Genomic DNA, 12,702 nt, shown 5'->3' with positions numbered 1-12,702 from the left:
CGTGAAAACTACTGGTTAAGGGAAAATATGCACAACGGCGTGATGAAGGCATGGCTCGAGTCTTCACACTTGGCTGGCGCCAATGCAACGTACGTAGAAGAACTCTATGAACTGTATCTAAGTGACCCAGATTCGGTAAGTGACGAATGGAGAAGTGTTTTTGAAGAACTGCCTGTGCAAGCTTCAGAGACAGTGGAACAACCACACTCTCGTGTTCGTGAATACTTCCGTCGACTCGCTCAAGAAACAAAGCATTACAGTGTCCAAGTTAGTGATCCAGATGTCGATGCGAAACAAGTAAAGGTTCTGCAACTTATTAATGCCTATCGATTCCGAGGGCATCAAGCAGCAAATCTAGACCCCCTAGGTTTATGGAAAAGAGCGACAGTTGATGAACTGGACCCTTCTTTCCACACTCTTACCGAAGATGACCTCAATGAGACGTTCAACGTCGGCTCTTACGCCATTGGCCAAGAGACGATGGTGCTTAAAGATCTCTACAAATCTCTAAAGCAAACGTATTGTGGCTCTATTGGTGCTGAATACATGCACATGACAAATACAGAGCAAAAGCGTTGGATCCAACAACGTTTAGAGTCTGTATCTGGTCAACCCTCTTTCAACAAAGAAGAAAAGCAAGCTTTCCTAGAAGAGCTAACTGCTGCTGAAGGTCTTGAGCGCTATCTTGGTGCGAAATTCCCAGGCGCAAAACGCTTCTCGTTGGAAGGTGGTGATGCTCTTATCCCAATGACGAAAGAAATTATTCGTCATGCTGGCGGACAAGGCATGCGTGAAGTTGTTGTTGGTATGGCTCACCGTGGTCGTCTAAACATGTTGGTCAACGTGCTTGGTAAAAAGCCACAAGACCTGTTTGACGAGTTTGCGGGCAAGCACGATGACACGTGGGGTACTGGTGATGTGAAATACCACCAAGGCTTCTCTGCGGACTTCGCAACGCCAGGCGGCAACGTTCACTTAGCACTAGCATTTAACCCATCTCACTTAGAAATCGTAAACCCGGTAGTTATCGGTTCAGTACGTGCACGTCAAGATCGCCTTGGTGATAATGATGGTAGCCGTGTACTTCCAATTACTATCCACGGTGACTCAGCTATCGCTGGTCAGGGTGTAGTACAAGAGACGTTTAACATGTCTCAAGCTCGTGGTTTCTGTGTAGGTGGTACGGTTCGTATCGTTGTAAACAACCAAGTTGGTTTTACAACGTCTAACCCTCGCGATACACGCTCTACGATGTACTGTACCGATATCGCGAAGATGGTTCAGGCTCCGATTTTCCACGTTAACTCTGATGATCCAGAAGCGGTTGCGTTTGTTGCGCGTCTTGCATTGGATTACCGTAATACGTTTAAGCGTGATGTTGTTATTGATTTGGTTTGTTACCGTCGCCACGGTCACAATGAAGCCGATGAGCCGAATGCAACACAGCCTTTGATGTACCAAAAAATCAAGAAGCACCCAACACCACGTAAGCTTTACGCTGACGTGCTAATGGAGCGCGGTGAGTTTGGTATTGATACAGCAACTCAGCTAGTTAACGAATATCGTGATGCACTTGATCACGGTGAAGTTGTGGTTAAAGAGTGGCGTCCAATGGCACTTCACTCAGTAGACTGGTCTCCTTACCTAGGTCACGACTGGAACATCGAGTGGGATAACAAGATTGATATCGAGCGCCTGAAAGAGCTTGGTACCAAACTTTGTCAATACCCGGACAGCCACAAGCTGCAAAGCCGAGTAAATAAACTGTACAACGATCGTACTGCCATGGTGAATGGTGAGAAACAAGTCGATTGGGGTATGGCTGAAACTCTGGCATACGCAACACTTGTTGACGACGGTAAGCGTATTCGTATCTCAGGCCAAGATTCAGGTCGTGGTACGTTCTTCCACCGTCACTCAGTACTGCACAATCAATCAGATGCAAGCACGTATGTTCCTCTTGCGAACATTCATGATAAACAAGGGCCATTCCAAGTGTTTGACTCTGTGTTATCTGAAGAAGCGGTACTCGCATTTGAGTATGGTTACGCGACAGCAGAGCCAAGCGGTCTAACCCTTTGGGAAGCTCAATTTGGTGACTTCGCAAACGGTGCACAAGTTGTTATCGACCAATTCATTTCATCAGGTGAGCAAAAGTGGGCACGTCTATGTGGTCTAACTATGCTGCTTCCTCACGGTTATGAAGGCCAAGGCCCGGAGCACTCTTCTGCACGTCTTGAGCGTTACCTTCAGTTATGTGCTGAACAAAACATGCAGGTTGTTGTTCCTTCAACACCAGCTCAGGTTTACCACATGATTCGCCGTCAGGTTGTTCGACCAATGCGTCGTCCACTGATTGTAATGTCACCTAAGTCATTGCTTCGTCACCCTCTGTGTACTTCTTCTCTTGAAGATTTGGCAGAAGGCACGTTCCAACCAGCTATCGCAGAAATTGATGATCTGGCTCCTGAGAACGTAAAACGCGTCGTGTTCTGTTCAGGTAAGGTTTACTTTGACCTGCTTGACCAAAGACGTAAGAACGAGCAAGACGATGTCGCTATTGTACGTATTGAGCAACTTTACCCGTTCCCTTATGAGGACGTGAGAGCTGCCATCGCACAGTACACAAATGTAGTCGATTACGTTTGGTGTCAAGAAGAGCCACAAAACCAAGGTGCTTGGTACAGTAGCCAACATAATTTCCGAGCTGCTATCCCAGTAGGTGCTGATATTCAATACGCAGGTCGTCCTGCATCAGCATCACCAGCTGTTGGCTATATGTCAGTACACTTGAAACAACAAAAAGCGTTAGTTGACGACGCTTTGACCCTACTTAAGAACTAGAAGTAAAAGGAAAATACGCACATGACAATTGAAATTCTGGTTCCAGATTTACCTGAATCTGTGGCTGATGCAACAGTTGCTACTTGGCACAAAAAACCGGGCGAAGCGGTTGCACGTGATGAAGTCATTGTAGATATCGAAACAGATAAAGTAGTTCTAGAAGTACCGGCTCCTGAAGCGGGTGTTCTGGAAGCTATCATCGAAGAAGAGGGTGCTACGGTACTTTCTAAGCAGCTTTTGGCTAAAATCAAGCCGGGTGCTGTCGCTGGTGAACCAACGAAAGACACCACTGAAGATACAGAAGCATCTCCTGATAAGCGCCATAAAGCTGCGCTAACAGAAGAGAACAACGACGCACTAAGCCCAGCTGTTCGTCGCCTGCTTGCTGAGCACAACCTACAACCAGCTGACGTTAAAGGCACTGGTGTTGGTGGTCGCATTACTCGTGAAGACATCGACGCACACCTAGCAGCAGCGAAAGCGGCTCCGGCAGCAGCATCTGCACCAGCAGTTGAAGCGCCAGCAGCGGCTCGCAGCCAAAAACGCGTGCCTATGACTCGCCTGCGTAAGACAGTTGCAAACCGTCTTCTAGAAGCGAAAAACAGCACAGCAATGCTGACTACTTTCAACGAAGTGAACATGAAGCCAATCATGGACCTTCGTAAGCAGTACAAAGACCAATTCGAGAAACGTCACGATACGCGTCTTGGCTTCATGTCTTTCTACGTGAAAGCAGTAACAGAAGCACTGAAGCGTTTCCCAGAAGTGAACGCTTCTATTGATGGTACAGATATCGTTTACCACAACTACTTCGACATCAGCATGGCGGTATCTACGCCACGTGGTCTAGTGACTCCAGTACTCAAAGACTGTGACACACTAGGTTTCGCTGATATCGAAAAAGGCATCAAAGAGCTAGCAATCAAAGGTCGTGACGGCAAGCTAACGGTTGATGAACTGATGGGCGGCAACTTCACTATCACAAACGGTGGTGTATTTGGTTCTCTAATGTCTACGCCAATCATCAACCCGCCTCAAGCGGCAATTTTGGGTATGCACAAAATCCAAGACCGTCCAATGGCTGTTGATGGCAAGGTAGAGATTCTACCAATGATGTACCTAGCGCTTTCTTACGACCACCGTCTAATCGATGGCCGTGAATCAGTTGGCTTCCTAGTGACCATCAAAGAGCTTCTAGAAGATCCTGCACGTCTGCTATTAGACGTTTAGTATCGCTAAAACGTCTAGTTAACCCCGTTAGCTAGACGTAAAAAGTTTCAAAGGCTAGGCTGCTCAACGTCTGGCCTTCAATTGAACTGTAAAGCCATTAGAAAATGGACAGCAGTTGTTTTGAGAAGACCCTACAGACGTAACACAGGAAACTGTGTCGTTATGGAAATAATAATCCCTTAAGGGAAAATAAACGGAATATCAAAATGAATTTGCATGAATACCAAGCCAAACAGCTGTTTGCAGAATTCGGTTTGCCTGTACCAGAAGGTTTCGCATGTGATACTGCACAAGAAGCTTTCGAAGCTGCAGGTCGTATCAGTACAGCCAAGAAAGTCGTTAAGTGTCAAGTACACGCTGGTGGCCGCGGTAAAGCGGGCGGCGTAGAGCTACATGACACCAAAGAAGGCGTTAAAGAGTTTGCACAAAAGTGGCTAGGTAAAAACCTAGTGACTTACCAAACAGACGCTAATGGTCAGCCTGTAACTAAGATCCTAGTTGAAGAAGCATCAAACATTGCTAACGAACTTTACCTAGGTGCTGTTGTTGACCGCGCAACGCGTAAAATTGTATTCATGGCGTCAACTGAAGGCGGTGTGGACATTGAGAAAATCGCTGAAGAAACTCCAGAGTTGATTCACCAATCTGCGATCGATCCTCTAGTGGGCCCTCAAGCTTACCAAGGCCGTGAACTGGCGTTCAAACTTGGTCTAGTTGGCGATCAAATCAAACAGTTCGTTAAGATCTTCATGGGTCTTGGCCAAATGTTCTCTCAGTACGACCTAGCTCTACTAGAAATCAACCCGCTTGTAATTACTGGCGAAGGCAACCTGCTTTGTCTAGACGGCAAGATCAACATCGACTCAAACGCGATGTACCGTCAGCCTAAACTACGTGAAATGCACGATCCATCTCAAGAAGATGAGCGCGAAGCACACGCAGCACAGTGGGAACTGAACTACGTAGCACTAGATGGTAACGTTGGCTGTATGGTTAACGGTGCAGGCCTTGCGATGGGTACGATGGATATCGTAAACCTACACGGTGGCAAGCCAGCAAACTTCCTTGATGTAGGCGGCGGCGCGACAAAAGAACGTGTAGCTGAAGCATTCAAGATCATCCTTTCTGATGACAATGTTAAAGCAGTTCTCGTAAACATTTTCGGTGGCATCGTTCGTTGTGACATGATCGCTGAAGGTATTATCGGTGCAGTTAAAGAAGTCGGCGTAACAGTTCCTGTAGTTGTTCGTCTAGAAGGTACAAACGCAGACCTAGGTCGCGAAGTACTTGCTAATTCTGATGTTGATATCATTGCAGCTGAATCTCTAACAGATGCTGCTCAGAAAGTTGTTGCTGCTGCGGAGGCTAAATAATGTCTGTATTAATTAACAAAGACACTAAAGTAATCTGTCAGGGTTTCACTGGCGGTCAAGGTACATTCCACTCAGACCAAGCTATCGCATACGGTACGCAAATGGTTGGTGGTGTTTCACCTGGTAAAGGTGGTCAAACTCACCTAGGCCTTCCAGTATTCAACACAGTACGTGAAGCGGTAGAAGTAACTGGCGCAACAGCAACAGTTATCTACGTACCAGCTCCTTTCTGTAAAGATGCAATCCTAGAAGCGATTGATGCAGGTATCGAACTGATCGTAACGATCACTGAAGGTATCCCTACAACAGATATGATCGACGTTAAAGTGAAGCTAGAAGAAACTGGCGTTCGCATGATCGGTCCTAACTGTCCAGGTCTTATCACTCCAGACGAGTGTAAGATTGGTATCATGCCTGGTCACATCCACAAGAAGGGTAAAGTAGGTATAGTATCTCGCAGCGGTACTCTGACATACGAAGCAGTTAAGCAAACAACAGATGAAGGCTTTGGTCAGTCTACATGTGTTGGTATCGGTGGTGACCCTATCCCAGGTTCAAACTTCATTGATATCTTGAAACTTTTCCAAGAAGACCCAGAAACTGAAGCAATCGTAATGATTGGTGAAATCGGTGGTACTGCGGAAGAAGAAGCGGCTGATTTCATCAAAGCAAACGTAACTAAGCCAGTTGTATCTTACATCGCTGGTGTTACTGCTCCTCCGGGCAAACGTATGGGCCACGCAGGCGCAATCATCTCTGGCGGTAAAGGTACTGCTGAAGATAAATTCGCAGCACTAGAAGCAGCAGGCGTTAAGACTGTTAAGTCTCTTGCTGACATCGGTAAAGGCCTACGTGAAATCACGGGTTGGTAATCAGCTGGCTTTTATCGATTGAGATAGAAGTTAATTGAAACGATATTAAAAAGGCTTGGTCACTGACCAAGCCTTTTTTTATGTTTTCGAGATACGAGATCGTACTGCTAAGTGCTAAGCTCGACTTCTAACCATTTGAGATAGCATAAACATTGCTGCCGCACTGATAACCACAGACGGGCCAGCAGGCGTATCATAGAACCAAGACAAGCTTAATCCACCGAATACAGCGATAGAGCCAATAATTGATGCAAGGAAGGCCATCTGCTCAGGTGTGCTCGAGAACTTCCTTGCCGTTGCTGCAGGAATAATCAGTAGCGATGTCATGATTAACGCACCAACAAACTTCATACCGACAGCAATCACGATACCGACCAATAGCATCAGAATCAGACGCATTAAATCAATGTTGATGCCATCAACCGCCGCGAGATCTTCGTTAACCGTCGTTGATAGTAGTGGTCGCCAAAAGATAGCAAGTACTAATCCAATCACAGCAGCACCCGCATAGATGAACACTAAATCCGTTGGAGATACTGCCAGCAAGTCACCAAATAGGTAGCTCATTAGGTCAACACGAACGTTATCTAAGAAACTGACAGCAACCAAACCAAGTGATAGCGCACTGTGCGCCAAAATACCGAGTAGGGTATCGGTCGCGACCAGCTTTTGTTTTTGTAAAGTCACTAGCAACACGGCCAGCATCAAACAACAAATCAGCAGCGCGAAATACAAGTTAATGTTGAACAGAAAGCCAAGTGCTAAGCCCATCAAAGAAGCGTGAGCAAGCGTGTCACCAAAGTAAGCCATCTTACGCCACACCACGAATGAACCTAGTGGGCCTGCAATTAGTGCAATACCCAAACCCGCCAAAATAGAGGGAAGAAGAAACTCAAGCATTAGTGGTGTCCGTGTTTATGGTTTGAACATTCATGCACGTCGCCTTGGACAGGCTGGCCTGCGAGATCATGATGGTGATGTTCGTGTTGGTGATGATAAAACGCTAGCGTCTCTTGGGTCGCGGTGCCAAAGAGCGCAATATACGAAGGATGGTGTTTGATGTCTGCAGGTGCGCCTGAGCAACAGATGTGGTGGTGTAAACAGATAACATCGTCTGTTTTTGCCATCACTAAATGCAGATCGTGTGAAACCATAAATACGGCACAACCAAAGCGGTGGCGAATGGTGTCAATCAAGTCATACAGGTCTATTTGCCCTTGAACGTCGACGCCTTGAGCCGGTTCATCGAGAACCAGTAGATCTGGTCTTCTTAGCAATGAACGAGCAATGAGCACACGTTGGTTTTCTCCGCCAGATAGCTGGTGCATGTTACTCTTCTGCAGATGTTCAGCACCAACAAGCTTCAATGCTTCAAGGATCTCTTGCTGACTGAAATTGCCAGTGAGTTTTAGAAAACGCTCTACGTTGAGCGGTAGGGAATCATTGAGCTTTAATTTTTGTGGTACATAGCCAATTTTCAGTTTTTTAGCTTTTGTTATTGTGCCTGAAAATTTGGTCTGTAAACCCAGTACCACTTTTACTAATGTCGACTTTCCTGCACCGTTTGGCCCAATCAGGGTGGTGATTCTGCCGCGCTCTAAATTTAGAGAGATGTTGTCTAGAACTTTTCGACCGTCAAATTCGACGCTCACAGAATCTAGTTGGATTAAGTTATCCATGAATAGAACTCATTTGCAATTCGCTAATGTTATAATGTAACATTTACCTCAAGCCTAAGCTACTTTTCTATTATCGAGGGATTATGTCACGTTCATCTTTTATACTTGCTACTTTGCTTTTAGCGCCAAGTGTCGCAAGTGCCAATACTATTCTAACAAGCTTTAAACCAATTCAAATGATTGTGACAGAATTAACGCAAGGCGTTAGTGAGCCGGATGTGTTGATGAACAGCAATGCTTCGCCGCATGATTATGCGCTTAAGCCATCGGATGTCAAAAAAGTTCATAGTGCCGATATGGTCATCTGGTTCGGCCCTGACCTAGAAGCCTTTCTGACTAAGGTGATTGGTTCAAAAGAAAATGTTATCAAGATCAGTGATATTCCCGGAATCAACTTGCGAGAGTTCGGACACGAAGAGCATGACCACGATGCACATGAAGGGCACCACCACGGTAGCCATGACCCGCATTTTTGGTTAGGTATCGAGCAAGTTGAAGTAGCTGCAAAATACATCTCAGCTAAGTTGATTGAATCTGATCCAGACAACGCAATGGCGTACCAAGAGAATCTCGATTCATTCCTGATTGCATTGAAAGAGAAGCAACAGTCTATTCGAGAGCAACTTGCACCCGTGAAAGACAAAGGTTACTACGTTTTTCATGACGCGTATGGTTACTTTGAGCAAGAGTTTGAGCTAAATAACTTAGGTCACTTTACGGTGAGCCCAGAGCGTAAGCCGGGTGCAAAAAGCCTGATCGCTATTAAGAAAACGATAGTACGTGAAAACGTTCAATGTGTGTTTTCTGAGCCTCAATTCACTCCTGCTGTGATTGAATCAGTGACGCGCGGAAGTAACGCAAAACAAGGTCAGCTTGACCCTATCGGTTCAACAGTTGAAGTGAAGAGTGGAAGCTATTTCGATTTTCTTCAGCAACTTACAGATAGCTATACAAGTTGCTTAGACGAGAAGTAAGTCATAAACGAGTATTCTTTACTCTACTTTGCTCTCGTTAATTTATGAATCATGCCGCTTTTTGCGGCATTTTCGTGACCGCTAAGATAAAACCTCCTAACAAATAACAAACCTCCTTTCTCCTTTTCTAATTTCCGCTAAAATGGAAAGATAATAATAAGCACAAAAAAACTCAGTTTTTGGTTTAGCAACGATAAGACGTTGTGGTACCCAAAATTTCATGTGTTGTTGCTGTTCAGGATTAAGAGTTGTATCGAATTATCTTCAAAATGTTCATGTTAATGAGCATTTCATTTAGCGTTCTAGCGGTAAATACCTCGCCCTCCGTTTTCTATCCTTTGCCCGCTCAAGCGCAAGGGAATTTCCTTGCGGCTAAAAACTTGTATTTAGGTGCCGGAGGTGGGCTCTGGGTTCATGATGTGCATGGAAAAGTACTCTTTTACGATGGTCGAACTCTATTCCCTCGCAAGGGAAGCTTACTGCAATTTTCTTCGGAAAGAGTCGCCTTTCTGAACGATGAGTTTTGGACATTTTTCGACAATGAGGTCTATCGACATAACCCTGGAATTGGCAACGAATTGGCGTTTAGCCTAAGTCCCGGCGCTGAAATAGCGAATATCGGTGCATCAGGCGATTATATTTGGGTTACTGACGGCAGTAATTTCTATACCTACAACACTCAATCTTTAGAATTCAACACCTACTCTCTACTTAAACTGTACCGATACAATAACAGCAGTGACATTGCGATTAACGACGCTGAGTGGGTACTATCAAAGTGGGTGCTAGCGACCAGTTCTGGCGTTTACCTTTCAGAGAATCAAGAGTTTACCCATGTCACCGCATCAGACAAAAACCATATTGAGACGGTTTATTTTTCGAATGCTCGACGTGAGTTAGTGATCGGTACTTTAAATGGTGCTGTGATTGTTGATCTCGCGAACCCAGACAAAGAGACCATCGTTAAAGGGTCGCATGTTCTCTCGTTGGCCGAAACTTCGGACCAGTATTGGATTGGTACAGAGCACGGCCTTATTAGCTACAACTTTATTACGGGACAAATTACTCGATTCGAACAAGCCGCTAGTCAAGACTTCTCGTTACCGGGTGAGAAAATATATTCGTTGATAAACGATCATGCTGGTGGTATGTGGGTTGCGACAAACAACGGTATCCGATACTTCTCACTGTTCAGCAAAACCTTCTCGAGAACACCCCTAACTGGAATGGGCATGCATTCGAGTAGTGTGGTGATCAATAAAGTACTGCCTGTCAGTGACCAGTTATCTTGGGTCGCGTCTTCAATGGGGCTCTACTTGGTTGATTCTGAAAGTGAAGAGAACCCAATTCGTGTTTACTCTAACCCTGTTAATGATTTTGAGATCTTTGGCTCTTCCATTTGGTTGGCGACCGAACAAGGTATCATCAGTCTAAATACGGAAACACTACAACCCGAAGCCCTTGATTTACCAAGGCCAATTGAGGGAGTGCGTGTTGAAAACCTTGCGCTTCAAGCCGATAACGTTCTTTGGATGACCTCTGGGCAAAACCTCTATTCGTTATCTATCGAAACCATGAAACTGACGAGTTATGGCACTGACTGGTTAGTCGACAAGTTCTTGCCTGCGAAGATCACCGCTCTCAATGTAGGCTTGCTAGGTCGCATCTATATAGGAACGGATCATGGCTTCTACTCGTTCATTGATAAACGAATTAGCTTTAGTCGTTCCAGCGAACGGTTTGGCAAAGTCGTCGATATTGAAAAAGCGAAGGATGGAGCGCAGTGGTTTGCGAGCAGTTATGGCGTGTATCGAATCCCGGATGACAGCTCTATTATTCAAGAAATCACTCTTGTTGAAGACAATATTAGCCCCAACTGCCTGATCAGCGATGACAATGGTGTTTGGTTAGGCTCTTCGAAAGGCATCAGTTATTACGGATTGGATGGGCAACTGCATAAACACATAGGTTCGCCATTTGGTTTGATCACCAATGAACTGGCGGCAGGAGCGTGTGCTCTTTTTTACAGTCAAGATAGCCAACCTTCGAGGCTTGTTTTCGGCTCAAAGTATGGTGTAGTCAGCGCGTTATCTAACGAGTTACTGGTATCAACTACACCTCATAGCCGTGCCTTGTTGAGTAAGATAAGTGTCGACCAACAAACGGTATCACTTGGCGGGAAAACGGCAGAGCTGGATGAGATTCCTTATGGTTCATCGATGGGGTTTAAGCTAGGTATCTTACCAGCAACGTTCGCACCTGCGATGGAATACCGACTGAGCGACGATGAACCTTGGAGTGAGTTTGAAGGGGGCTTGTTAACGCTCGATCATCTTCTTCCTGGGGATTACACACTTGAAGTGAAGCCGGTTAAGGACTCCCATTATCGCTTTGTGTCAACCAATCAAAGCTTTTCGATTGCAGAACCTTGGTATCTGACCAATTGGGCTGCAGCAAGCTCTCTTATATTACTGATTGGCGTTGTGACTATCTTAGTCTTTTGGCGTTCGCGTTATGTCACTTTCGCCAACCGGCACTTAAAAGCGCAAGTTGCACTGAAGACAGACCAATTGAGGCACCAAAGCCGGATATTACTCGCCACTAATCAACAGCTTAAAAAGCAGCTATCCGTGAAGAATGCGCTTGTGTCTCACACTGCCAATGAACTCTCTTCTGAAGTGAATCATATTGCTGCGATGCTCCCGAATTGGAATGACGAGCTCGGGAAGTCGCCGATTCTAACCTTGAAAAATGGCTTAGCTCAATTGAGTAATACGCCTCAAGGAGAAGGGCAAGTTTGTTACGATATAATTTTAATCTTAGAGGTGGTACTCAAAGCTTGGCAGGATGACTTAACCAAAGCCGGTATTGAACTGGATATTAAAGTCGAAACAAAACAACGATATGTCTCGTTGCTGTATTTTAATCTCGATATTATCTTCAATAGCTTGGTTGCGAGCATCATCAAGAGAAACTTTAAGTCGCAGAGTATGGTGGTTCTGGTTGAAGAGGTTAAGGAGCATCTTGTTGTGACCATTCGAGATCATGGGATGCCTTTCCCTAAACTGGCATCAAGCATGGGTGACAATACCGGAAAGTCGACCGACCTTAACATCGAAAAGCTGCCGCTATTGATGAATCAGAGCGGTGGTGAGCTTAATGCCTTGGTTTCGGAGTCTCAAAATAAGGTTCAGCTTTCGTGGCCAATTGAGTATCAAGTACTCGACAATCTTGAAGCCAGCACAATTGAACAGATTGAAACCATTAAGCTTGCCGCCTCAACACCAGATCAACAAAAACTGACAGCGGAACAAGAGTGGAAGAACAGAGTGTCGCAGCTTGTGAGTGAAAACTACGCTGATGCCGAGTTCAGTACTGCAACTGCCGCTAAGTATTTGTTTATGTCTGAGAGAAGCTTACAGAGACGCTTTAAATCGGCTTACAACAAGACCTTCAAAGAGCACTTGAATGAAGTACGTCTAGAGCATGCGTGTGAGCGCTTACTCGCTGGAGAGAAGATCTCTGATGTGGCGTTTGATTCGGGGTTCAATGACCCTTCCTATTTCAGTCAAAGGTTTAAGCACCACTTTGGCATGTCACCATCTAAGTTTGCTGAAAACAACGAAGAGTAGCACGCAGCGGATACTCAGCTAGAACATAAATAAAGATACTTTAGCCTCGACATTCGTGTTGGGGCTTTCTTATGCTTCTACGAGATACGAGATACGAG

The 12,702-nt window shown here is 45.4% G+C and carries 8 protein-coding genes; 6 read left to right on the top strand and 2 right to left on the bottom strand.

Annotated elements, in window-relative coordinates:
• Positions 1–27: 27 nt before the first annotated feature.
• From sucA to sucD, 4 genes are all read left to right on the top strand, one after another.
• Positions 28–2,844 (top strand): 2-oxoglutarate dehydrogenase E1 component, encoded by a 2,817-nt coding sequence (gene sucA, locus AB4503_RS02185; protein WP_017061946.1) that lies wholly within the window; start codon positions 28–30, stop codon positions 2,842–2,844.
• Between the two features lie 21 nt (positions 2,845–2,865).
• Complete coding sequence (gene odhB, locus AB4503_RS02180) at positions 2,866–4,074, top strand: 2-oxoglutarate dehydrogenase complex dihydrolipoyllysine-residue succinyltransferase (protein ID WP_017056410.1); 1,209 nt, start codon at positions 2,866–2,868, stop codon at positions 4,072–4,074.
• Positions 4,075–4,280: 206 nt separating this feature from the next.
• Complete coding sequence (gene sucC, locus AB4503_RS02175; protein WP_010436793.1) at positions 4,281–5,447, top strand: ADP-forming succinate--CoA ligase subunit beta; 1,167 nt, start codon at positions 4,281–4,283, stop codon at positions 5,445–5,447.
• The gene (sucD, locus tag AB4503_RS02170) at positions 5,447–6,319 is read left to right on the top strand and encodes a succinate--CoA ligase subunit alpha (RefSeq protein ID WP_017061945.1); all 873 of its coding nucleotides are present in this window, start codon (positions 5,447–5,449) and stop codon (positions 6,317–6,319) included. The genes sucC and sucD overlap by 1 nt, the downstream gene beginning before the upstream one ends.
• A 114-nt stretch (positions 6,320–6,433) precedes the next feature.
• Here sucD and znuB read toward each other — a convergent pair whose 3' ends face one another.
• Together znuB and znuC are read right to left on the bottom strand one after the other, a co-directional pair.
• The gene (gene znuB, locus AB4503_RS02165; protein ID WP_017061944.1) at positions 6,434–7,219 is read right to left on the bottom strand and encodes a zinc ABC transporter permease subunit ZnuB; all 786 of its coding nucleotides are present in this window, start codon (positions 7,217–7,219) and stop codon (positions 6,434–6,436) included.
• Positions 7,219–7,998 (bottom strand): zinc ABC transporter ATP-binding protein ZnuC, encoded by a 780-nt coding sequence (znuC, locus tag AB4503_RS02160; protein WP_372113509.1) that lies wholly within the window; start codon positions 7,996–7,998, stop codon positions 7,219–7,221. Before znuC ends, znuB begins: the two co-directional genes overlap by 1 nt.
• A gap of 83 nt (positions 7,999–8,081) precedes the next feature.
• Here znuC and znuA point away from each other — a divergent pair, with 83 nt between their 5' ends.
• Together znuA and AB4503_RS02150 are read left to right on the top strand one after the other, a co-directional pair.
• A complete protein-coding gene (gene znuA / locus AB4503_RS02155; protein ID WP_017067380.1) occupies positions 8,082–8,972 on the top strand; it encodes a zinc ABC transporter substrate-binding protein ZnuA in 891 nt (296 codons plus the stop codon).
• A gap of 269 nt (positions 8,973–9,241) precedes the next feature.
• Positions 9,242–12,604 (top strand): helix-turn-helix domain-containing protein, encoded by a 3,363-nt coding sequence (locus AB4503_RS02150; protein ID WP_372113610.1) that lies wholly within the window; start codon positions 9,242–9,244, stop codon positions 12,602–12,604.
• Positions 12,605–12,702: the final 98 nt, after the last annotated feature.

Origin of the sequence: Vibrio sp. 10N.222.55.B11, assembly GCF_041473705.1 — a bacterium.
GTDB lineage: Bacteria > Pseudomonadota > Gammaproteobacteria > Enterobacterales > Vibrionaceae > Vibrio > Vibrio crassostreae_C.
This window is presented reverse-complemented; position numbering and strand designations above follow the sequence as displayed.